Annotated in this window: 13 protein-coding genes and 1 pseudogene; 4 read left to right on the top strand and 10 right to left on the bottom strand. The window is 36.7% G+C overall.

All coding sequences use genetic code 11. From position 1 onward, the window contains the following. Nucleotides 1-123: 123 nt before the first annotated feature. On the bottom strand, nt 124-1518 hold the full coding sequence (locus AYT27_RS05930; protein ID WP_011181008.1) for a TrkH family potassium uptake protein: 1395 nt from the start codon (nt 1516-1518) through the stop codon (nt 124-126). A 312-nt stretch (nt 1519-1830) separates the two neighbouring features. On the opposite strand from AYT27_RS05930, the gene trxB reads away from it, so the two are divergent. Continuing rightward, nucleotides 1831-2784, top strand: a complete 954-nt coding sequence (trxB, locus tag AYT27_RS05925; RefSeq protein WP_011181007.1) for a thioredoxin-disulfide reductase — start codon at nt 1831-1833, stop codon at nt 2782-2784. A 56-nt stretch (nt 2785-2840) separates the two neighbouring features. Further along, nucleotides 2841-3746, top strand: a complete 906-nt coding sequence (locus tag AYT27_RS05920) for a LysR family transcriptional regulator (protein WP_011181006.1) — start codon at nt 2841-2843, stop codon at nt 3744-3746. A 779-nt stretch (nt 3747-4525) separates the two neighbouring features. Here AYT27_RS05920 and AYT27_RS05915 read toward each other — a convergent pair. From AYT27_RS05915 to AYT27_RS05900, 4 genes are all read right to left on the bottom strand, one after another. Next, nucleotides 4526-5728 carry a pyridoxal phosphate-dependent aminotransferase gene (locus AYT27_RS05915; RefSeq protein WP_011181005.1) on the bottom strand — a complete coding sequence of 401 codons (1203 nt, stop codon included), beginning with the start codon at nt 5726-5728 and terminating at the stop codon, nt 4526-4528. A 297-nt stretch (nt 5729-6025) separates the two neighbouring features. Further along, nucleotides 6026-6235 carry a cold-shock protein gene (locus AYT27_RS05910; RefSeq protein ID WP_011181004.1) on the bottom strand — a complete coding sequence of 70 codons (210 nt, stop codon included), beginning with the start codon at nt 6233-6235 and terminating at the stop codon, nt 6026-6028. 386 nt (nt 6236-6621) lie between these two features. Continuing rightward, on the bottom strand, nt 6622-10107 hold the full coding sequence (gene carB, locus AYT27_RS05905) for a carbamoyl-phosphate synthase large subunit (RefSeq protein ID WP_011181003.1): 3486 nt from the start codon (nt 10105-10107) through the stop codon (nt 6622-6624). Nucleotides 10108-10782: 675 nt separating this feature from the next. Further along, complete coding sequence (locus AYT27_RS05900) at nt 10783-11622, bottom strand: DUF1460 domain-containing protein (protein ID WP_011181002.1); 840 nt, start codon at nt 11620-11622, stop codon at nt 10783-10785. A 756-nt stretch (nt 11623-12378) separates the two neighbouring features. Between AYT27_RS05900 and AYT27_RS09700 the strand changes: the two are divergent. After that, a pseudogene (locus AYT27_RS09700) lies at nt 12379-13465 on the top strand (MFS transporter); the annotation flags it as partial. A 64-nt stretch (nt 13466-13529) separates the two neighbouring features. On the opposite strand, the gene carA reads toward AYT27_RS09700, so the two are convergent. The 5 genes from carA to AYT27_RS05875 all read right to left on the bottom strand — a co-directional run bounded on the left by carA (nt 13530) and on the right by AYT27_RS05875 (nt 22162). Beyond that, nucleotides 13530-14729 (bottom strand): glutamine-hydrolyzing carbamoyl-phosphate synthase small subunit, encoded by a 1200-nt coding sequence (gene carA, locus AYT27_RS05895; protein ID WP_011181001.1) that lies wholly within the window; start codon nt 14727-14729, stop codon nt 13530-13532. A 1194-nt stretch (nt 14730-15923) separates the two neighbouring features. Continuing rightward, nucleotides 15924-16439 (bottom strand): chorismate lyase, encoded by a 516-nt coding sequence (ubiC, locus tag AYT27_RS05890; RefSeq protein WP_011181000.1) that lies wholly within the window; start codon nt 16437-16439, stop codon nt 15924-15926. Between the two features lie 1894 nt (nt 16440-18333). Then, entirely contained in the window at nt 18334-18585 is a 252-nt protein-coding gene (locus tag AYT27_RS05885; RefSeq protein WP_011180999.1) for a GlsB/YeaQ/YmgE family stress response membrane protein, read from the bottom strand. 616 nt (nt 18586-19201) lie between these two features. Beyond that, entirely contained in the window at nt 19202-20875 is a 1674-nt protein-coding gene (locus AYT27_RS05880; protein ID WP_011180998.1) for a Na/Pi cotransporter family protein, read from the bottom strand. A 69-nt stretch (nt 20876-20944) separates the two neighbouring features. Continuing rightward, the gene (locus AYT27_RS05875; protein WP_011180997.1) at nt 20945-22162 is read right to left on the bottom strand and encodes a mechanosensitive ion channel family protein; all 1218 of its coding nucleotides are present in this window, start codon (nt 22160-22162) and stop codon (nt 20945-20947) included. A 135-nt stretch (nt 22163-22297) separates the two neighbouring features. Here AYT27_RS05875 and dnaG point away from each other — a divergent pair, with 135 nt between their 5' ends. After that, nucleotides 22298-24235, top strand: a complete 1938-nt coding sequence (dnaG, locus tag AYT27_RS05870) for a DNA primase (protein ID WP_011180996.1) — start codon at nt 22298-22300, stop codon at nt 24233-24235. Nucleotides 24236-24474: the final 239 nt, after the last annotated feature.

Here is a 24474-nt window from a genome sequence, read left to right as displayed (position 1 = left end):
CTTTGTTTGAAAGTTTTCGAGCATTTTTTTATTAATTAAATCACGATTGAATTTTAAACCTATAGTTTACTTTTTTATTTGTCTTATAAATTCCTTACCATTATAAAAATCAAACCCCATGTATTAAAATTGTTCACGCCAGAAAGCGGGGATAAAAAGTACGAAAATGGTTATAATTTCAAGGCGTCCAGCTAGCATCATAAAACTCAAAATCCATAAAGCATTGTCATTGATTGTAGAGAAATTGCCAGCAGGACCAATAATGTCTCCAAAACCTGGGCCAATATTTGAAAGGGCGGTTAAGACACCTGTAAAGGCAGAAGTAAAGTCAAGATCGGTTGTAAGCAAAAGTGCAGTGCCGATAATAAGACAGAACATATAAAGACAGACAAAAAACAAAATTGCTTTAGCAACATCGCTTGAGATATTTGCGTGATCATAGCGCGCTTTTACCACGACATTAGGAGAAAGAAGTTGTGCGATATTTGTTTGTGTAATACGCCAAAGAATAATGAGGCGATTGATTTTCATACCGCCAGAGGTAGAACCAGCACATCCGCCCATAAAAGAAATAATGAAAAAAATCCCAAAGGCAAAAGGTCCCCAAAGTTGATAATCTTCGGCGGTATAACCAGTGGTACTAATAACAGATGTAAGGTGAAAAATGACATCAAGAAAAATCACATGGAAAGCACGATGATCATGAAATTTTAGCCATGCTGCTAAAGAAAAGCTGAAAAGGAAAACAATATAGAGAAAAACGATCACTTGCGGATCAATGAAGCGTTTGGAGCGGCCAGGGAGCACTAATTTAACATAAAGCACGAAGGGTAGTGCGGAAAGTAACATGAAGATTGTTGAAATGATTAAAATGGCTGGTTTATCAGAAAAATAGCCAAAAGAGGCGTCGTGGGTCGAGAAGCCAGCTGTCGCTACTGTGCTCATTGCGTGATTGATGGCATCAAATAAGCTCATGCCAGAAGCAAAATAAGAGAGCATACAGGCAAGTGTTAGTCCAACATAAGCTATGATGATTCCATTAGCAATTTGGTTGATGCGGGGTAATATTTTTTCAGATTTATCTGATGATTCCATATGAAAAAGCTGCACTCCACCAACACGCAGTGAAGGCAAAAGCAATAAGGCTAAACCGATAAAGCCAATACCTCCAATCCAGCATATTATAGAACGCCATAACAAAATACTGCGTGATAAATTGTCAAGACCTGTGATCACCGTGGAGCCTGTGGTTGTAATTCCAGAGACGGATTCAAAAATTGCGCCTGCTAAAGAAATTTGAAGAGGGGAAAGATAAAGAGGTAAGGCGCCCACAACGCTTCCTGTTAGCCAAAGACAAACCGTAAGCATAAAACCGAGTCGTGCCGAAAAATGACAAGTAGCACCTCTTGTTGCCAAAAGAATGAGCGTTGCCAATATGGTAGTTATGGAACAAGAGTAAACAAAGGTTACCCAATCAGGGTTGTGATTGTGCAGATCAGCGAAAATTGGTAGAAGCATTGCTCCTCCCATGATTAACGCAAAACGTGCACAGACATTGATAATAAATTGAAAAATGGTTGTTCCCTATCTCTGTATCTATTTTTATTACGGTTTTGTGCTTATGAGAATTTACCTTTCTCCTTTTATAGGATAAAGATTAATTCCTACGTTAAGCACGCCTTGATGAATCGGCAATCCAACCTTTTCACCAAAACCGAAAAAGTATGTACGTATACACCATAATTTAGGCTGTTGAAAAATGTTTTTTTTAAGGCTGCATTTCGTTATAATTTATAGAAGAGTTAAGTAACAAAAAATGAAAGGGATTTTATGGTGCAGTCGCATGTTCGTCTGCTTATTATTGGTTCTGGTCCAGCTGGTTATACAGCGGCGATCTATGCAGCGAGAGGAATGCTCAAACCGGTTTTGATTACTGGATTACAGCAAGGCGGGCAGTTGATGATTACAACTGATGTCGAGAATTATCCAGGTTTTGCTGATCCAATTCAGGGACCATGGTTGATGGAACAAATGGCAAAACAAGCCGAAAATATGGGCACGAAAATTGTCTATGATAATATTACAAAGGCTGATTTATCGAAGCGCCCTTTTATCTTATACGGAGATTCAGGAGCGCAATATTGTTGTGATGCGCTCATTATTGCAACCGGAGCGCAGGCGCGCTGGCTTGGTTTGGAGAGTGAACAGGTATTTATGGGTGGGGGTGTTTCTGCTTGCGCTACATGTGATGGTTTCTTTTATCGTGATAAGGACGTTATTGTTGTGGGAGGGGGAAATACAGCCGTTGAAGAAGCCCTTTATTTATCGCATTTGGCGAAGAGGGTAAGCGTAGTTCATCGGCGGGATTATTTTCGGGCAGAAAAAATTTTGCAAGATAGGTTATTTGCCCGTGATAATGTGTGTGTTCTTTGGGATCATGTGGTAGAAGAAATTATTGGTTTGCCAGCTCGTGCTTCAATAGGAGCTGTTGTGACAGGTGTACGTCTTAAAAATGTTAAAACCGGTCAAAAAGTTCATGTGGATACGGATGGAATATTTATTGCTATCGGACATGACCCTGCTGTCTCTTTGTTTGAAGGTCAACTAAAACAAAAATCAGGTGGCTACTTATGGACAGCGCCGGATTCAACAGCAACAAGCATTGCTGGTGTTTTTGCTGCGGGAGATGTCGTAGACGACGTATTTCGTCAGGCAATAACAGCAGCGGGGAGGGGATGTATGGCAGCATTGGAGGCAGAACGATTTTTGGAGTTGCAGATATAGACGTCAAAAATAGATATCTATCGGAAAAGTGAAAAAAGTAAGAGGAAAAATTAATTGTGTCGTCACCATTGGATTGGGATAAGTTAAGGGTTTTTCATGCGGCGGCAGAAGCGGGTTCTTTTACCCATGCTGCTCAAATGCTTCATTTGTCCCAATCAGCAATTTCACGACAGGTTTCAGCTTTAGAACAGGAGGTTGGCGTGTCCCTGTTCCAACGTCATGCACGTGGTTTGATTCTAACGGAGCAGGGTGAGATTCTCTATCGTACAACGCATGATGTTTTGATGAAACTTGAAAGTGCTCGCTCCCAATTAAGTGAAAGCTGTGAAAAACCTGCAGGCAATTTGCGTGTTACATCGACCTTCGGAATGGGAGCAGGATGGCTTGTGGAGCGCATGCCTGAATTCCTTAGTCTCTATCCGGATATGCGGATTCAGCTCTTGTTTGATGATAAAGAACTTGACCTGATGATGCGTTATGCAGATTGTGCTGTTCGTTTACAACAGCCTCAGCAGCCTGATCTTATACAAAAAAAATTATTTACAATTCATATGCATGTTTATGCTTCAAAAAATTATATTGCAAATTATGGCAAACCAGAAAAATTGTCTGAACTGGATAACCACCGTATTATTTCATTTGGTGAACCTGTTCCAACTTATTTGTCTGGTTTAAATTGGTTGGAAAAGGCTGGTAAAAGCGATGGGGCTTTGCGTCTTTCAATATTGCGAATCAATAATATCATTTCAATCAAGAATGCTCTTATGCGTGATCTTGGTATTGCTGTGCTTCCTGATTATATCGTGGATAATGATGAGCACCTTGTCCGTCTTTTTCCTGATATGGTTGATATTCCTTCTTTTGATACTTTTTTTTGTTATCCTTATGCTTTAAAGAATTTGGCAAAGCTAAAAGCTTTTCGAGATTATATTTTTTCAAAAGCCCGTCAGTGGTCTTTTTAATAATGTGTTCTTTTAAGCTATGTGTTTAATGCATAGCAGATACGCTGAAGTCTTTATTGTACTTCTTCTTATAAAATGACATACAATAAGATCTCTTGATTATGTTGCCTCCCATTGCATTTTCTTGAGTGTTCCCTTACGAAGATCTGTCAGATTGATTTTATCTCTGGAGATTTTCCAAACTTGCCGGACATTATTTGTCCGGCTTTTTTTTTGAAAGAGTATTTAAAGATAGAAATCTATGGGAAGATAATAAGAAAAAATTTCAAAAATTTTTATAAATATTCCAAATTTTTTATGCACACTAAAATTTAATGAGGATCTTTGGATTATAATAGGCGTTACGAAATAGAAAAAGTTTAACCAAAAGGTAGAAGCTTGGTAATTGTCAGGTTTTTTCTCTTTGTTACAAATCAAATCGAGAAGTATAAACTTTACGTGTATGTAATAGCGTTTTTGGTGATCATAATTCAATGTGATTGTAAAATTCGAAAAGAGTTACTTTTTGATCAGAGTTAAAAAAGCAAATGATTTTTTTCTCAATATGAGAGAGAAATCAGAAATCTAATCTATAGAAATATCATCTCTAAAATTATTTGTATCTCACTCATTTGAAGAGAACACTTAATTTTTTTGATTCTGTCTATAGTAAGAATATATTGCTATGCAGTTTCATTGACAAATATTTTCTTTATAACTCGCTTGTTTATTCTATACTCCAATTTCAGATATACTGACATGTGGCAACAAAATTGTAGAAAGAAACGCTCTGCAGAATTTTAAAGTAAGCTTTCGCAAAAATGCTTGATACGGGAACAAGCTTCTTCAAGAAACTTTTCTGATGTTGCATAAGAAATACGAAAAGCTGGACCGAGCCCGAAAGCAGATCCATGCACTACAGCAATAGATTCTGCCTCCAGAAGTGCTGTCACAAAGTCTTCATCATGTGCGATCACTTTACCTTCAGGCGTTTTTTTTCCAATGAGTTTTGCACAGGAAGGATAAACATAAAAAGCGCCTTCAGGCGTTGGACATTCAATCCCAGGAGCCTGGTTTAGCATGGAAACGACGAGATCGCGGCGCGTTTGGAAAACAGTTTTATTTTTAGCGATAAAATCTTGTGGACCATTGAGTGCTTCTACGGCTGCCCATTGTGAAATAGAACTTGTGCCAGATGTTTGTTGGCCTTGAATAGTATCCATGGCTTTAATTAATTCTTGCGGACCGCCCGCATAACCAATCCGCCAACCTGTCATGGCATAAGCTTTAGAAACACCGTTCATTGTGAGTGTACGGTCGTAAAGATTCGGTTCTACTTGAGCTGGGGTGACAAAGGTAAAACCTTCATATGTGAGATGCTCATATATATCATCGGTGAGAATATAAACATGAGGATATTTTATTAAAACATCTGTTAGTTTTTTTAACTCTTCGTGTGTATAAGCGGCGCCTGATGGATTTGAAGGAGAGTTAAAAATAAACCACTTAGTTTTGTGGGTAATGGCAGCTTCTAACTCTTGTGGTTGAAGTTTATAAGAAAATTCGGCTTTAGTTTCTAAAAAGACAGGTATACCTCCGTTTAGGGTAACCATTTCTGGATAACTGACCCAATAAGGTGATGGAATGATGACTTCATCGCCTTTATTCAAAGTTGCCATCAATGCATTAAAAAGGATTTGTTTACCGCCGGTGCCAACAATAATTTGCTCTGGTTGATAAGTGAGATTATTTTCTCTTTTAAATTTGGCAGAAATTGCTTGGCGCAATTCTGGAATGCCAGAAATGGGGGTGTATTTTGTTTCTCCACGTCGAATAGCTTCAATGGCAGCATTTTTGATATTTTCTGGTGTATCAAAATCTGGTTCCCCAGCGCCTAAAGTAATGACATCACGACCTAATACTTTTAAATTACGTGCTTTTTGGGAAACAGCGATTGTTGCAGAAGGTTTGATATGAGAGAGTTTATCGGCGATAAAAGCCATAATTTCAATCCTTACTTACATGATAAACAGTAAATGATTTTTGATTTTAACGGTATTCTATAAGAGATTATGTTGTATGCAATAAAAATTATGGGAAGATTCTTAGGGAGTTTTGTTTTAAATACAGATTTTGAGGCTTTTACAAGGGAATAGTTCTAGGTGAGAATGCAATTTATGAGGGGAAGGTGTAGGTTCATCTGGATAATTGTGCAAAGCAGAAAGGTAGAGCTTTACTTATAAAAAAATCTTCGTTTTTATAAACGAAGATTTTTAAAAAAATGTTGCAGAACTTAAAAATCAAAGGGTTGCAAGGTTACCAGCAGCAAATTTTCCAGAACGACGATCTTGAAGAACATCATAAGAAACTTTTTGTCCTTCATTAAGATTGCTTAAACCAGAACGCTCAACGGCGGAAATGTGTACAAAGACATCTGCACTGCCATCACTAGGCTGAATGAACCCGAAACCTTTAGTTGTGTTAAACCACTTAACTGTTCCTGTAGACATAGGAAACTCCTTAGAATTATATATAAATTATTTATGTACTGAAGCCATAAGCATTCACTACGGTTTTAGATCGAAATTAGGTGGAATAAGTTTCGTAAAAAGTGCAGATTGCACAGGAAAGAAAGTCACATAACCGAAAGTTCGATAGAATTTGTATAGAGGGCTTTGAGATAAAAAGCAAGTCTTAATCGGTATCTTTTACATAAAGAACAGATTGAAAGAGACCGTAAAAAGAGGCTGCAGAGTGTCATGACTTAAAGTGTAAGATGGCACTGTTGGTTGTGCTAAAAATCAATAGAATTTGTTAATTGCAAATGATCTAAGATAAGTAAGAATGCCCTACGAGTGTTTTTTTGATTTTTACGCTTTCCGGCATAACAAAAAACTTAAATGAAATAGTTTTGTAATGAGCGCACTTCAAGGTTACTTTTTGTGAGTGCTTCGATAGCTTCTGCTACAGATTTAGCTCCAGCTATTGTTGTATAATAGGGAACTTTTTGCATAAGTGCTGCTTGGCGTAATGATTTAGAGTCTGAGATGGCACTAGCAGTGCTGGTCGTATTAAAAATCAATTGAATTTGTCGATTACGAATAGCATCTTCAATATGAGGATGCCCTTCTAGTACTTTATTGATTTTTTTTGCTTCAACATTATGGTTGGTGAGAAATTTTTGTGTTCCACTTGTTGCTAATACAGAAAAGCCAAGTGCAATTAAACGTTTTACGGGATCTAAAATATGTTTTTTGTCTTCATCTTTCACAGAAACGAATAAAGTCCCCTCTTTTGGAAGTTCAACACCAGCTCCAAGTTGGGCTTTAGCAAAAGCAAGAGCAAATTCATAATCAAGTCCCATAACTTCACCGGTTGAGCGCATTTCCGGACCAAGAAGCGTATCGACACCTGGAAAGCGAGCAAAAGGAAAAACAGCTTCTTTGACAGCAATACGTTGTTTATATTGTGGAGAGGGTAATCCACCGTAAGCTTTTAGGGCATCGTGGAGAGTTTCTCCTATCATAATACGTGTGGCCATTTTCGCAATAGGGCGGCCAATCGTTTTTGCAACAAATGGAACAGTACGCGAAGCACGGGGGTTGACTTCTAAGACATAGATTGTACCATCTTTAATGGCATATTGGACATTCATCAAACCACGAACATGAAGTGCTTGTGCTAATGCTTTGGTTTGACGCTCTAATTCAGCTACTATTTCAGATGAAAGTGTATGGACTGGCAAAGAACATGCTGAATCACCAGAATGAATTCCCGCTTCTTCGATATGTTCCATAATGCCTACAACCAACGTTTCTTTTCCATCACACAGACAGTCAATATCAACTTCAATCGCTTCTGTCAGGTAGGTATCGAATAAAAGTGGATTTTTACCAAGCAATGTATTGAGTTGGCTTATTTTGTCATTGGGATAACGGGCTTTGATATTTTCTGGTACCAACTCAGGTACACTCTCGAGCAAATAATTTTGCAAACTACGCTCATCGCGGATAATTTCCATAGCACGTCCTCCTAAAACGTATGAGGGGCGTACAACCAATGGAAAACCCAGTTCATGAGCAATAAAATGTGCTTGTTCAACCGAATGAGCAATACCATTTTTGGGTTGTGTTAAATTAAGCTTGAACAACAATTTTTGAAAGCGATCTCTGTCTTCTGCTAGATCGATAGCATCAGGTGAAGTGCCTAAGATGGGAATATTATGTTGTTCTAATGCTTTTGCCAATTTCAGTGGTGTTTGTCCACCAAATTGAACGATAACTCCAAGCAATTCGCCTTTTTGTTGTTCTGTTTCTAAAATAGCAATAACATCTTCTGTTGTTAAAGATTCAAAATAAAGACGATCAGAGGTATCATAATCGGTTGAAACTGTTTCAGGGTTACAGTTAATCATAATGGCTTCAAAGCCTGCATCACGCAATGCAAAGGCAGCGTGGCAGCAACAATAGTCAAATTCGATCCCTTGTCCGATGCGATTTGGTCCTCCACCTAAAATAGCAATTTTTTTACGTTCAGAAACTTGTGCTTCTGAATGTTCTACACCCGCAAAGGGGACTTCGTATGTTGAATACATGTACGCTGTAGGTGAAGAAAACTCAGCTGCACAAGTGTCAATCCGTTTGAAAACATGTTTAACATTAAGCGACTTGCGCAAAGCAGCAATATCATCTGGTTCTTGTCCCGTAAGGGTGGCTAATCGTGCATCCGAAAAACCCATAGCTTTCAACATGCGTAGATTGTCTGCGTCTTGGGGCAGTCCATGGGTGCGGATGCGCTCTTCCATTTCAATGATGGAGGCTATTTGCTCTAAAAACCATGGATCAATTTTGCTAATTTGATGAATTTCATTTAAAGGCAAACCCGTTCGTATTGCTTGGGCTATGTAGCGTAGACGATCAGAGCTTGGTATTGCAATGGCAGAGCGTATAGAACTCTTTTCATCACCCTCAGCATGTTCAGGGATAACAATTTCATCAAGACCGGTAAGACCTGTTTCAAGTCCACGAAGCGCTTTTTGCAATGATTCTTGAAAAGTCCGTCCGATTGCCATGACTTCTCCCACAGATTTCATAGCAGTCGTTAAGACAGGTGATGAACCGGGAAATTTTTCAAAAGCAAAACGAGGTATCTTGGTAACAATATAGTCTATAGAAGGTTCAAATGATGCTGGTGTTGCACCACCCGTAATATCATTTTTTAATTCATCAAGTGTGTAGCCGACTGCTAGTTTAGCCGCTACCTTGGCAATTGGAAAACCTGTTGCTTTTGAGGCAAGCGCTGAAGAGCGGGAAACACGCGGGTTCATTTCAATAACAATTAAGCGACCATTTTCGGGGTTGACGGCAAACTGTACATTAGATCCTCCAGTTTCAACGCCAATTTCACGCAGTACAGCTATTGAAGCGTTACGCATACATTGATATTCTTTGTCCGTTAAGGTGAGAGCAGGAGCTACGGTAATTGAATCACCAGTATGGATACCCATAGGATCAATATTTTCAATGGAACAAACAATGATACAGTTGTCGTTTTTATCGCGGACAACTTCCATTTCATATTCTTTCCATCCCAAAACACTTTCTTCAATCAAAACTTCTGTTGTGGGTGAAGCTTCAAGCCCGCGTTCTATGATTTCATAAAATTCAGAGCGGTTGTAAGCAATTCCACCGCCTGTGCCACCAAGCGTGAATGAAGGGCGGATAATGGCTGGAAGACCAATAATATCAAGAGCTTGAACAGCCTTCGCAGTAGCATGTGCTATATAATGTTGTTTCCGGTCAGCTTCTGTGTGACGCCAATCATGCTCGAGCTTCTCCAGTGCTTTATCAAGATCATCACCAAAAAGTTGAGTTTTAAGTTCATTGCGTTTTTTGGCGTATTTTTGGCGATTTTCTTCTTTAAGTTCAGTTGCGTTGGCTAACATAGAACGTGGTGTTTCCAGACCAATTTTTGCCATCGCCTTACGAAATAAAGCACGATCTTCAGCTTTATCAATAGCATCGGCATTTGCACCTATCATTTCAACATGATAGCGGTCTAAAATTCCCATACGTTTTAATGATAGGGCCGTATTGAGGGCTGTTTGTCCTCCCATAGTTGGTAAAAGGGCGTCAGGGCGTTCATGGGCAATAATTTGAGCAACAATTTCAGGAGTAATGGGTTCAATATAAGTTGCGTCAGCTAACTCTGGGTCCGTCATAATGGTGGCGGGATTAGAATTAACCAGAATAATTCGGTAACCTTCTTCTTTTAATGCTTTACAGGCTTGTGTGCCAGAATAGTCGAATTCACATGCCTGACCAATAACAATAGGTCCTGCTCCAATGATAAGAATAGATTTTATATCTGTGCGTTTTGGCATTGTTTTTTCCTATGACAAACATTCCTGTCCGATTACAGCAGGCAGAGTAATTTAAATTTTGAGACTAAAATATTTTATAGGTTAATAGACGAAGAAAGTAAGCTATAAAATGCCTTTTCCATGCTTTTTTCATAGGATTAAAGATAATTATCTTCTTTGAGGCTGATCAACTTTATATGAATATGCGGAGTTATGATTTTTGATAATAATATGCGAAAAACTCGAATTTAAATACTACTGTTTATGATGAAACATAAGGAGTTATTTACAGGCAAATTGAATTTTGTGGAATGAAATGGGAAATTATGAGAAGTGATAGGCTATAACGTGCTTATCATTATTGTATGTTTGTTATTATAAATTTTTTAATTATAACTTTTCGCACTTTTTCTTGCACGGGAATGTGTAAGTTAAGTGAGGTATTGATGAGAAACTTATATCAAAATCACGAATAGGATTTTAATTTTATGATCAAATTATTATGGCAAAAAAAGTGATAATTAGTGGTACTAAATGATCTATTGTATCAATATATGAATCTAGACAAAAACTCTGTGATTTTGCTATTAAAATTATAAAAAAGATATTGTATCTCTATAGCGTACGCAGATTTGGATATTTACCTTAATAATTTCAATATATATTTGCTAATATGAGGATTTTACCCCATATAAATTATTGGAGAGCTCTTAAAACGATAATTCCTGGTGTTTTGCTAACATAATCCATAAAAGGGGAATCAACTACCTTTTCATTTTCTTTTCGTGAGGAAGCATTTCTTAACATAGGACCATTATCGGTCATAATAAAGAAACCCACATGGGTCACATCTAATCCAGCAAGTTTAGTATAAATACCAATGAAATCGCCAGATTGTAAACGGTTTATAACCTCTTCATTAATAAATTGGCTTGGAATATATGTTATATTACGTTTGACTATAGGTAATCCCGGGAGGTAGTTTGCACCATCAGCTTTTTTATTGAGATATTTTTCAGTAGTTACCGCATTAGGGCTTATCTGTGCAGTGATATCATTGGCAATTTTATATTGTCTATAAGCCCAGTCAGTGAAAAAATGCTTCCGATTCAAAAAATTAACATCACCCTCAACATAACGAGTTCGTATGACGTTATTGATAAATTCTGTTTGTGATGTTGATTTGCGTAATGCTTCAACATAATCCAGATAAGTGAAGCAATCTAAACCTCTAAAGTCAATTATTAATTTTTCGGGTGTATTTTCTGAGCCATGGAGCATATTGGGCTGGTAAGGTGTCCCTAAAAAAGCTTTAGACAGAAAGGCAATCATTTCTCCTATATTATGATCATTAGCTTTTGAGCGTTCTTCAAGAAGAATGTTCAGTTTATTTAAGGTATATGGATCTAGGTTCACTCTGGCTGTTTGTTGTGTCTCCATGTTGTTTTCTGAAACATCCTTATTTGCATAAGAATCCTTAATATCACATCCTATAGCCAACACTGAGATTAAAATGAATTGGAGTATTTTTCGCATTTTATGCACCATTTTTGAAATAATAATTCATCGGCTAATCATCACTAAAAGGAGTATTTTTCCACGCTAATCAAATAGCATTGTTGAGCTAATGATAGCATATAATAAATCATAGTACCAATAGATAGAGTTATAATTTTGATTTCATTATACACATATTGTGTATAATGTGAATATTTTCTGCGATTACAGAATAAAATTTTTTATATAATATACTTAGTTTTGGAAAAATAATTATAAGTATTAAATAGAAAAATTTATAATGTTATATAAAATATTCAATGATGAAGTTAGACTTACACTTTATAGCGCAAATAATTTTTAAATGAAAAATGTTTGTTTTCGTAAATTTATATTTTTTGTATGAAATTTTGCATTAATTTAAAATTCGATTAGTTTTTTTAATATTTTAAGATAAGAATATCTATATTCATTTTGTGTATTTTATAATATTATTTATATATAAATAGAGCTATTATCGGATTACTATAGTGGAAATTAAGTTCATTTAATTCATCAAAAGGGATTGATTAGAAATATCATGATACTTCATAAAAGTGCATGTAATGCTTTGTATTAGATTAAAATGAGGATTGGTAGATTATTTTTGGTTTTTTCTAAAATTCTTTCACTTTAGTAATATTTGGGGTGAGAATAAGTTATGTTATGGAGTGGTTTTTAATAGCGGGTAGGATTTAGAGGATAGTAGGGAAGAAATTGCCTGCTATCAATGATTAAAAATTTGATCTAAAATTTATTCAGCGTAGTCTTGTGTTGTTTTCATTTTGTTATTGGATATTATTGGTATTGCAATCATTAGGCTTGTTTTGCCGGAATATTTTTCTTAATTAAATGGAAAGGATATGAGTACGTCTTCTGTGAAAAAAGCAAAGTTACTTATGGCTTATTCAGTGATGCAATTTTTATTTTCTTCTGTTATTGGCAATCTTTAAGCTCATTATGGCTGCCGTCTTATCTTGCTTATCTCTATGATTGGTTTTGCTCTTGATAATCTTATATGTAGCTATAGCGTGTAGTTATTTTAGGTTGTTTATCGGGCGTTTTTTCAGGGATGAGGAGTGTTAGTTTTACAAGCTGCACAACTTATTTAGCTGATATATCTGATGATAGGATTCGCAAACGCAATTTTGGCCTGTGAGGAATAGACATCCCGATTGGGGGTTGTTTTAGGCTCGTTTATCGGCGGTTTTTTTTAGGTTAATTTGATCGGTGTGTTCTATTTTATTTTGTCGCTGGTTTTTCACTCATTAATTTTATTTTTTCTTTAGATGTTTTCAGAAACTCTTCCTATACAGGATAGGCATTATTTTGATATTAAGCGCACAAATCCTTTAGGTGCGGTTTTGCAACTTAGACAATATCGAACAGTTATTTGGATATTATAGTCTTTTTTCTTTATTGGCTTGCAGAATCTGTATGGCTAAACGTTTGGGCATTCATTACTAGAGAACGTTATGACTGGAATATATTGTTTATTGGATTGTCTCATAGTGTTTTCGGAATAGGCCAGTTTGTGTGATCGCTTTCACTTTGTCTTATTTTTCTAAGTGATGGAGTCATTGGTGTATTTGCGATAGCGTTTTTTTTGTTTGCACTGACTGCTATGCTTGGCTATACATTTGCAATGCAAGGGTGGATGGTTTAAGTGGTTTTTGTCTGTACAATGCTTTAATATCTTGTTCATGCACCTATGCGTGCTATTGCTTCAGCACAGGTTCCCATAAATGTTTAAGGAGAATTGTAGGGAGCCATGGTATCTGTTATTTCATTAAGTTCAATCTTTGGCCCCATTTTTTACATGTTTTTGTTTAAACAATTTACGTAGCCTTTTCACGCAAAAAAACACTATAATTTTTGGTAAAAATCCAAAAAATAAACTCCTTCGATTAAGCTGTTTTTTTATAATCCATAATCAGATTGAAAAAACGTTGAAATAGGTAGTGGCTGTCTTGTGGTCCGGGCGATGCTTCGGGGTGATGTTGAACAGAAAAAACTGGTTTTCCGATGATGCGAAGACCGCAATTTGAGTTGTCAAAAAGAGAAATATGTGTCTCTTCAACATGCTGCGGCAAAGATGTTGTATCTACAGTAAAACCATGATTCATTGAAACAATTTCGACCTTTCCGGTAATAAAGTCTTTAACAGGATGATTTGCACCATGATGTCCTTGATGCATTTTTATGGTTTTTGCTCCAACAGCAAGAGCCAGAAGTTGGTGGCCGAGACATATGCCAAAAAGTGGTATATTGCTGTCAATGAGTGCTTGAATGGTTGGAACAGCATAATTGGCTGTGGCGGCTGGATCGCCTGGTCCATTGGAAAGAAAAACACCATCAGGATTCATTGCCAGAATTTCTTCTATATTTGTGTTTGCTGGAACAATGGTTATATGTGCACTGTGTGCAGCTATAAGTCGCAGAATGTTGCGTTTAATGCCATAGTCAATCGCGACAATGTGAAAATTAGATGCATCATTATTTGTTTTATAGCCTTTATTCCAAACCCATGGTTTTTCATTCCATTTCATTGATTGCTTTGATGTTACTTCTTGTGCCAGATCAAGATTTACGAGACCAGTCCATTTTTGAGCACGTTTTTTCAGAGTATTGATATCAAAATTTCCATTTGGATCATGGGCAATGATGCCATTTAGTGCACCTTTTTCGCGAATAAGAACGGTTAATGCTCGTGTATCGATACCACAAAGTGCAATGATTTTACGCTTTTTTAACCATTGATTAAGGTTTTCATTTGCGCGGTAGTTAGAAGGGTGAGTAATGTCTGCTTTGAAAATAGCACCGACTGCTCCATGACAATTGAGGGGTATGAGATCTTCAATATCTTCACTATTGGTTCCCACATTGCCAATATGAGGGAAAGTAAAGTTCACAATTTGTTTTTTATATGAGGGATCTGTGAGAATTTCTTCATAGCCTGTCATGGCTGTGTTAAAACATATTTCAGCTTCAGCAAAACCTGTAGCGCCTGCTCCTTTACCCTCAATAACTGTTCCATTGGCCAATACTAAAAGAGCTGTAGGTTTGTTTATACTCCAAGGCTTAGGAGATGGAATAGTTTGTGTCATAGTGTGCGCCCACAATTCGTTATCTGAAAGATATAATGACCAACGTTACACAAAAAACACCACCATAACAGATGGTGTGTGTATTGTTATTACAATGTTTTGCTTAAGCTTGAGAGTATAGGTCTATTATATGAAGAGGTAAAGTCCTGTTTTTAGATTTTCTAAGACCTTGATGTTCATTATTTTTTAATCATGCCTTGTAAGACGTATAAGGATTGGTAAAAAATGCTTTTAAAGAACCCAACATTGAAGGTTTTTTCAATGAAAATGAAACACTTTAGATGTTTTTTCTGACGATTTGATAAAAAGCTGTTTCTTTTATGAGATTCCTTATCTCTGTTTCGATTTTTTTCTAGCTTAGAGAGTGAGTTGCATAGAACTTAATTTGTTGAGAGAATATATGGTTAGATTGGTAAATTTTTAGAAAACTGGCCTTGTGGAAGAAATCACCATAGATAATTTGCTCGAACAGAATCGGACAAATTTATATTGCATCACAAAGATGGATAAAGCAGTTTGAATTGTTTTGAATTTAAAGGTGCAGGATAAAATATATCTTGCTATGTTTCGTTTAATGGATGATCCATTGAATTGGCGTTGTGGTTAGGGATTGTGATATTTTTCAGTATGGTCAAGAGAAGCTCAAAGCTGATGATTATCCGACAGTCTATTTTAGCTAAAGTGGTAGAAGAGTGTGAAGAGTCAGAGCGTTTTCATAAAAAGAATCTAGTCGTTTGAGATTGGTAAAAAAAGAATAAGAGAAAATAATGGTTATTGGGTAAACTTTCCCATCAGCTTGATGTAGTAGAAGTTAAATACGTCTTTTGTAAAACTTTGACGTCAATAAAGGCGGTGAGGGATTGCGCGGTCCTTTCTAGGCTATTGAGACTAAAGAAAACTCTCTATAGAGGAAAAATGCATTATTCCAAAGTTTGGCAATAAGCTTTGATGAAAAGTACCGTAAATCTTATCAAACGCAAAGGACATCTAAAATTATTTTGATTGTTAGCAGCTTGTCAATTGTACAGATAATGCGGAGTCATTCATGTTGATAAGCAATATTTTTTAAAAAAATTGAGTGTATAGAAATACTTTGAAGTGAACAAGTGAGTGGTGCTTTTTGCTGAGATGTAAACAGGACATTTGCTCTCTGTTTCACATTGTATTTCTCTTTAAGATATTGATATCCTCTATTTATATGGGATTTGTTGTGTAAAGAGGTGAAGCTGCTAAAAACAATTCGGTTAATAATAATGGCTTGCCTGTTAATCGTAAACGGGAGCGGCGTGCCCACAGCGTATCTTTTCTTCCGATATGGATGTAATCGCGGGTCAATTTATCAATACTGAATAAATAGCGTCCCAGTGGTACATCCCCTAAGTTTATCAGTGCTTCATTGTGTTCGAATAGGGTTTCTTGCGGTATCACTGTGCGCCCAAGGAGCCAAGGTTGGTTGTCTCCCATTAGTATGACTTCGCGTAACCAATAACGTGTGCTCTTGGGCAGATGCGCAGCTTCTTCTTTAAGTTTATCACGCGTAATAAAACATTCACGTTGTGGTTTGATATGTATGTAAGTGCAGTGGTTTTCAAATCGACGTGTCATAGATCCTAATTCCATGAGCCAATCTTTGATGTGAGTTGGTACTGGAGGATCTTGATCTGATAGCCATTTCAGAGGTGGCAAGATAGAATCTTTAGGATCAGACATCGTTTCACTTTATACTTAAAACCGTATTCCATATGCTTTGTGCAGGATGATAGAAAAACATCGTCGTTGTAATGCAGAAATGCAAAGGCAGCAATATTCTAAATAGAAAAATGTAAAAGGGAATAGAGTATTTTCTTAGCGTAATCCTATCTGTGTATTTAATTTTCTACTCTAGAGGATAATTCAAATAGAGACCAGGAATCCCAATAAAAGAAGGAGTTTGTTATCAAATCACTGGAGATATATCTGAAATGTTTTAGTTTATTGAAAAACCTCTCAATAAGATGCCGTTTTGTTTTAGCAATATCCATCATTGTTCTGTAATGTTTTTTATTTGAAAAAAGTTTTAGCGGGAGAGAAGGGTAGGATGAAGTAACAGGCAATAAGTTAGCACCATCATTCTATTTTCCAGCTTCAAATGCTGCTGACAATCCTTGCATTGAGACGATTCATAAGAAGTATTTTTACTCCTTTTTTTGAAGAGTTTTTTCCTCATACGCCAACTTCATTTGTGATACGTAAGTGAATGATTTTGATTGATCATTATAAAGAAAGTGGGAAATGAGAAAATCTTACAATATGCGGGGCTTTCATTCAAGTTGCAGAACGGTTAATTATTCTTATAAATTAATTTGTTGACTTTTTTCTTTTTCATAGGTTTTCTTTTTGACTCTGAGCATACTTTTATCATTATAGTTTGTGTATTTTCATTTCCCTCAAGAAGTGAGGTACTTAGATAATTATCATTTCCTTTTCTTGTCGTTAAGAAGGAGACGTAGAGCTTAGTCTAAGGCATCCTTCCACAGCGTGATTTTCACCACGATATTATAGCTTTTCCGGATCAAATCTTGGCTTACTTCTTTGCACTGTTCTTCCGCTCATTTTTATCTTATTTATAACCACCTGCATAATCTATATTCTACAATATAGAGTGACTCTAGACAAAAGTGATATCGATCATTACAGATTATCTTAGTCTACAGTCCATAGGCGTTAAAAAACTCTTAGCAAATCACATATCAGGTTCCTTTCTGATACCAGGGTCATAACGTTTATTGATGCTATGTGATTTTCCTTAGGATAAGCAGAAATTCTCGCCATTGAGCTACTGTTTTAAAAACAACCTGAGTTTTTTCAGAAAAACAATGGGTAAGTTTTTAATTCTTATGCGTATTTGAGAGACTGATCTTCATTAAGCACTATATTCTTTGCCAATCTTTGGCTATTTGATGGAATAGCTTTGCTAATATGCTTTTTCTTTAAAAATAAAACGTTTCCACACAAATGGAACATTATCACTGTTTCACCTTTATTCTCAAATCTTAACTTAAGGCGAAAAACCTGGGGAAATAGTGTTTTGTCGATGGATTCAAAAGGTTATTTGAATTCTACAGTAAAATGACATCATTGGTGCACTCTTGGTTGGTTAAGCGTTGCACGAGTGAAGTTTTGATTTTCAGTATTGGTTTTTATAAGATGTATTTATTGGCTGTATTGATGCTCCAGTGAGATGCGTGTGGTTTGATAATCTTTGATGAGCATATTCCATTTTATGAGAATTGTGTGATTATCAAGATTAAACTGTAGCATTCCTCTGTTCGAGGCGATAAAAATGTGAGCATGAGTTATAGAAAAGAAAGTTAGTATTGCATTAAAATAACCCCATTCCTGCAGTTGTGAGCACACTGGCATATTGATGCATTTGAGGTGATGAGTTACTCAAGAACTTCTTCCCTGCTCGCTTGATGATATGATGATAGTGATGCAAAAAGACTGCAACTTAAAGCATCTCACCATCACACCCCCACTGACTGCAATTTCTAAAGTTATGGCACAAATAATTCACCCCCCTGCACTCAGCAGTAAAGGTGCTTTGAAGCAATGAATAAATGCTCTATGATCGTACTTTCCGTCCTAACCATATAAGAATACAGGCTCCGACAAAACCTGAAATAAGATAACCAACCCAACCAGCAAAACTGATACCTAAAAGGCCAAAAAGAAAGCTGGCTAATGCGGCTCCAATAATTCCTAAGATAATGTTTAGAAATACTCCTGTCTGGTTTTTCATAAGGTATTGAGCAGCACAACCTGCAAGCCCCCCGATGATAATAGCTGTAATCCAACCGATTTTTGCGTCTTCCATTACATTTTCCTTCCTTTGCCTGTGAACTGTTAGTTCTAACTAGGATAAGCTTTGTAAAGGTCAAGGCTTATTACTTCTTTCTCCAGAAGTGGAAGATATCGCTGCTGAACACTTTATTACAATTTTTACTTTACAGATTTTTAACTTGCTTGAACATATTCTTATGCAGCGTTCTATCCAAAAGTCATAAACGCATATAAGCGACTCTACAATAGCAAAAAGTGTCAAGATTAGCAATATTTTTCCATAAAAACAGAAAGTATTTTTGAAAGTAAATTTAGAGTGTTCTAATTTATATTTTAAATAAATTTTATTTATGAATATAATTTTTCCCAATTATTATAATAATATTTGAAAATTTAAAATTATATTTAGAAATAAAAATAAATAACATTCAAAATTTCTAAAAAGAAGTTTGGCAATATACTATCAATGAGGTTTAAAGCTATTTTTGTTTAACTCTTTGCAAATTGTTATGTAACTTGAATCTCTAAAAATATTGTTATAATAATCGTAATCCAACTAAGAGTTGCATTTCTTATGACGCTATTTTTTCTGAATGATAACCGTTATTCTTCTCGTGTAAGTATTTTTAAAGTTAAAATTTCACTGTTTTCTATTCTGTAGGATTACGCAGGCGGGAACTTTTGAGTAATCCCTTCGCTTCTAAAATTGGATAGATCATTGAGGTCAAAAGGGAGTTAATTTGTTTCAGATCGCGTACAGTGTCAAGGTGAAGACTGGATGATTCTACATTTTTAAGTTCACCCTCACGCAGGCGTTTAAAATGTTTTAAATTCATCTCTTTTTCTAAATTTCGGAGCTGATCTTTTTTCTGTACCAGTAAATGTGCGGCATGTGTGTCACGTGAGACAAGAACATTAAATGCGATATGGGCATTAGCCAGAACAATGGCATGGAAACGAAGAAGGTCATTCCATCCGTCACTACTGAATTGTAAGCCTTTTTGTTGTTTCTTTTTAACTAGCATAAGCATATTATGGATAATGATGTCTCCTGCTTGATCTAATTTTATGCAAGTACTTAGAAGTTCTTGTGTTTGGAGGGCTTCTTCATCCGATAATTTCTGTCCAGCTAATCGTGCAAGATAAAGTTTTATTGCGATATGCTTTTTCTCCAATATAGTGTTTAGCTGGTTAAGCTCACGGATGATGTCGGGATCAGGTTTTTCATAAAGTCCCATGATTTTTTCTAGCATGATATCCACAAGGTCACAAATATGAATCACTTCACGCATGACGTTAGAGAGTGCAAGAGTCGGACGTTCAAGAACGCTATCATCAAGAGCTGTTTGATCGGATAAATTAAGAATTTTATCAGTTTGCACTTTTTTTGTACTTAAATGGACAATCTTAGTAGTCAGTTGTAACACCCATTTCGAGAGCGGTATCCCTGCAAGGAGAATGAAAACATTGAAAACAATATGGGCATTAATAACTTGAGTAGAAACTTCATTGCCAAGCCACGTTATAGGTGGTTGAAAGAAGAGAAATAAAATAAGGACAAGGATTGAACCGGCTCCACGCATCAGTAAATTTCCCAATGGCACGAGTCGCGTATTAGGGGAGGCGTTGCGTGTTAAAAGTGGTGCTATGAGAGAAGAACCAAAGTTGACTCCTAGGACCATAATAATACACAGTTGTGCATGGATAAGGTTATAGTTGGCAAAATTGACCAGCAAAATGATTCCTGCAATCGATGAATGCAAGAGATAGGTCAGGACAGCTGCCAATAAAAAAGTGGAGACAGGATCGGTTGAAAGATAACTAATGATACTAGGCAAAACTGCGCTATCACGTAAAGGCTCTGTGGCTGCGCTTATCATTTGTAAAGATAAAATCAAAAGGCCAATACCGATGATGATACGTCCGATTTGACGCCAATCGCGTTTTTCAGTTGTCATGAAAATACAAGTGCCGATTAAAAGACACAATGGCACAACGATGGTGAGGTCATAGGAGAGAATTTTTACAACCAATGCCGATCCTAGTTCTCCCCCACGTACAGCCATCAGTCCCGCTAATCCAGAGACAAAACCAGATTCCACAAAAGAACCAACAAGGAGCGTTATTGCTGTAGAGCTTTGTAAAATCATAGCTGTAAGAAGTCCAAAGCTTACAGCAAAAAATGGTTTGGAAATGACGTGGCGCATTTTGTATTTAAGCTTGTCACCATAGGCGCGTTCAACTCCAGTGCGCACCATACGTGTGGCCCAAAGAAGTAAAGAAATAGCGCCTGCAAGATGAAGGAGTACCAATGAACTATTCATGATACTTTTTCTTTTTCTATTGTCATAAAGAAGATCAATCTCAAAATTGACGAATTGAAGTGTATCGTCTTACTTTGCTTTCTTTTCTAATAAATGATTAAAATCATAGCCGCTTGGATTTTGAAAAATCTTTAGACCAAAATTAGGAAGAATGGAATAGAGGTGGTCAAAAATATCACATTGAATTTGTTCATATTCCAACCAAACTGTTGTGTTGGTAAAGCAATAGATTTCCAAAGGTAAACCATTTTCTGTTGGAGGTAATTGTCGTGCCATAAGTGTCATATTTTGTGCGATGCTTTGATTTTTCTGTAGGTAAGCAACAATATAAGCACGGAAAGTCCCAATGTTAGTTAAACGGCGAGTGTTGGCTAAAACATCATGATTTTTTTCTAATCGAGCGTTCCATTCTGTAATTTCTGGTATTTTTTGTGTAAAATAATCTTCTAACAAATTAAAACGAGAAAGATACTTTTGTTCTTTTTCTGTGTGAAAGCGGATGCTTGATTGGTCAATGAAGAGAGAACGTTTGATGCGTCGTCCACCTGCTTCTTGCATTCCACGCCAATTCTTAAATGGATCGGTCACGAGTTTACGGATAGGCACTGAAGTGATTGTGTTATCGAAATTTTGAACTTTGACAGTGTGAAGAGCAATTTCAATGACATCACCATCTGCACCGAGATTGGGAACTTCAATCCAATCGCCGACACGTATCATATCGGTAGATGAAATTTGGATGCCTGCAACGAGAGAAAGCAGCGTATCTTGAAAAATCAACATGAGGACAGCTGCCATTGCACCAAGACCAGAGAAGAGAATAAGAGGTGAGCGGTCAATCAAGGTGGCTATCATTAAAACAACTGCGACAGTAAAAAGTGCAATTTTCGCGATTTGAATGTAACCTTTTATTGGTTTTACCCGTGCTGCTGGTCTTTGTTCGTAAAGGGTATTAATGACATTGAGAAGAGCAGAAATTGTGAGGACAACAAAAAAAATGATTAAGGCGTTAGCAACATTGCTGATGATGGTGCTGAATGTTTTGGGCAATGTAGGTATAAAATTAACACCAATTGAAAGCATAAAGGCTGAAACAATATTAGCCATGAATTGAATGGCGTTTCTAATATCATTAGTTGTCTTCTTGGGAAGAAAAGAACCAAGAGTTTTTACTCCGTGAATGAGTGATTTTCGTGCTAAAAAATTAATGAAAAGTGCAATAAGAATAAGAATAATCAGCCAAGAAATCGTCTCTAACCATGGATATTGAACAAGAAATTTTATCACTTTTTCACTCTCTTTTTCTAAAATTATGTGCTGTTTGGTCTTTAAAAATTTTCGACCTCTTAAGAGGAAGTCTTGGAATTATGCTCTAAACTCGTTAAATATGCAAAAAGGAATTTTAAAACTCTGTGAGAGATAATGCGTTTTTCGCCTGATTTTCTTGATGAACTGCGTACCAGATTGCCAATTTCAACAGTTATTGGCCAGAGGGTAACATTTGATCCTCAAAAAAGTAAACCTTCGCGGGGGGATTTTTGGAGTTGTTGTCCATTTCATGGTGAGAAAACACCAAGCTTTCATTGTGATGATCATAAAGGCCGTTATTATTGTTTTGGCTGTGGTGTAAGTGGTGACATTTTTACTTTTCTTTGTGAGCTTGATGGGTTGCACTTTTCAGAAAGTGTAGTGCGCTTGGCTGATTTTGCTGGAATGAAACTCCCTCTTTTTGATCCACAATCTCATAAGAGCCAAATGGGAAAGGCTGATCTTTATAATGTTATGAAGATCGCTACGGATTTTTTTCAATATAGTTTACGTGATAAAGCAGGTGTGCAGGCGCGTCGTTATCTTGATGCGCGTGGTGTAACGCCAAAGCTTGCAGAGCGCTTTCGGATTGGTTTTGCTCCGACAAGGCGTACAGCTTTGAAAGAAGCTTTGAATGCGCGTGGTATTTCAATAAAACAAATGGAAGAGTGTGGGCTTATCAAAATGGGGGAAGATGGTACGACTTCCTCTGACCGATTTAGAAATCGCATTATGTTTCCTATTGAAGATTTACGTGGACGTGTTGTGGCCTTTGGAGGGCGTGCGTTAGAAAAAGATATACGGGCAAAGTACCTCAATAGTCCTGAAACAGTGTTGTTTCATAAAGGAGATATGCTTTACAACGCAGCGTCTGCTCGCAAAAATAGCCGCTTGGTTGGTGATGAAAAAAACCATGCACTCCTCGTTGTTGAAGGCTATATGGATGTCATCACATTGACTAAAGCTGGTTTTGAGGGAGCTGTAGCCCCTTTGGGGACAGCGTTAACAGAAGCGCAAATTGCGCTTTTATGGCAAATAGGAACCGATCCAATTTTGTGTTTTGATGGAGACGATGCCGGTTTAAAGGCTGCTTTTCGTGTTGCTGATCGTGTGCTGCCTCTTTTAAAAGCCGGGGTGTCTGTTCGCTTTGTTTTGTTGCCACAAGGTAAAGATCCAGATGAAATTATTTGCGCTGGTGGTGCAGAGCTTTTTACTTCTTTTTTACAAAAATCAATTCCGTTGATTGAACTTTTGTGGTGGCGCGCCACCTATGGAAAGAATTTTGAAATTCCAGAGGCGAGAGCAGCGCTAGAAAAACAACTCAAACAACAAATTTTTACGATTAAGGATGAAGATATACGACGTTATTATTTGCAAGATATAAAGAAACGACTTTTTGACTTTTTTCGTCCCTCTTTTTCGAACAAAAAATTTACTGGGCGCTCTTATCAGTCCTCCCCAAATAGGATATTAAAAGATCAATCGTTTTCTGTTTTGGCAAATTCCAACATCGTACGTAATTCTTCGCACTCTATTCCTCTGCGTGAGGCCGTTATTTTATTGATTTTAGCTTATTATCCTGAGTTATGGTATGAAAATTTTGAAGTTCTTGCTGAGTTGGAGTTACAAAACACTCAATTAGTGCGTTTTCATCAATCTATGTTGGAAATTCTTGGAAATCAGCAGCTTCATGATAAAGAAACAATGATTGCACTTTTAGAAGAAAGAGGGCTAAAAGTTCTTTTAGAGCTCATGAAAAATCTTGTGAAAAAGATTGGTATGCGTACCATCTTTTATGGTGCTCCCATAGAAGATGCCCGTGCTATATTAAAACAAGCCATCTACTTGCATCTTCAAGAATACCACCTACATAAGAGACTACAAGATATTGAAGAGCAACTCGTGGAAAATCCTAAAAGTGAGGTGTTTGATCTGCTGTGTGAAACAAAAATAGAATTGGAACAGATGCAAGCAACAGAAGCTTTAATTGAAGGATTTGGAAGTTGGTTTGATGAAGAAATAGACGGGAATAAGCAAGATAAGATAAAATGATTCGCTTTTTGAGAGCGAATCAGTCACCTAAGGCCAAGTATAAGGAAATTTTATGTAGAGCTACATTTTTATAAAAAATGATGACTAAATTTTAGGAATAGCGGGAAAGTGGTTCTTATTATAGCGTGCAGAGATTATCTCAGAAAGGCTGAGAGGTGTCGGGGAAACTTCTGGAGTTTTCCCGCGTTTTTCTGTGAATGAAAAGCGTATAAAATATATCTGTTTCTAAGAGAGATCTC

The sequence above is a fragment of the Bartonella henselae str. Houston-1 genome (assembly GCF_000046705.1).
GTDB classification, from domain to species: domain Bacteria; phylum Pseudomonadota; class Alphaproteobacteria; order Rhizobiales; family Rhizobiaceae; genus Bartonella; species Bartonella henselae.
Note: the sequence above shows the minus strand (reverse complement) of the source record. Positions and strands in the feature narration are given on the sequence as shown.

Coding starts and splice junctions, on each gene's coding strand:
- AYT27_RS05930 (WP_011181008.1), bottom strand. CDS start 1,518: ATGCTTCTACCAATTTTCGCTGATCTGCACAATCACAACCCTGATTGG.
- trxB (WP_011181007.1), top strand. CDS start 1,831: ATGGTGCAGTCGCATGTTCGTCTGCTTATTATTGGTTCTGGTCCAGCT.
- AYT27_RS05915 (WP_011181005.1), bottom strand. CDS start 5,728: ATGGCTTTTATCGCCGATAAACTCTCTCATATCAAACCTTCTGCAACA.
- AYT27_RS05910 (WP_011181004.1), bottom strand. CDS start 6,235: ATGTCTACAGGAACAGTTAAGTGGTTTAACACAACTAAAGGTTTCGGG.
- carB (WP_011181003.1), bottom strand. CDS start 10,107: ATGCCAAAACGCACAGATATAAAATCTATTCTTATCATTGGAGCAGGA.
- AYT27_RS05900 (WP_011181002.1), bottom strand. CDS start 11,622: ATGCGAAAAATACTCCAATTCATTTTAATCTCAGTGTTGGCTATAGGA.
- carA (WP_011181001.1), bottom strand. CDS start 14,729: ATGACACAAACTATTCCATCTCCTAAGCCTTGGAGTATAAACAAACCT.
- ubiC (WP_011181000.1), bottom strand. CDS start 16,439: ATGTCTGATCCTAAAGATTCTATCTTGCCACCTCTGAAATGGCTATCA.
- AYT27_RS05885 (WP_011180999.1), bottom strand. CDS start 18,585: ATGGAAGACGCAAAAATCGGTTGGATTACAGCTATTATCATCGGGGGG.
- AYT27_RS05880 (WP_011180998.1), bottom strand. CDS start 20,875: ATGAATAGTTCATTGGTACTCCTTCATCTTGCAGGCGCTATTTCTTTA.
- dnaG (WP_011180996.1), top strand. CDS start 22,298: ATGCGTTTTTCGCCTGATTTTCTTGATGAACTGCGTACCAGATTGCCA.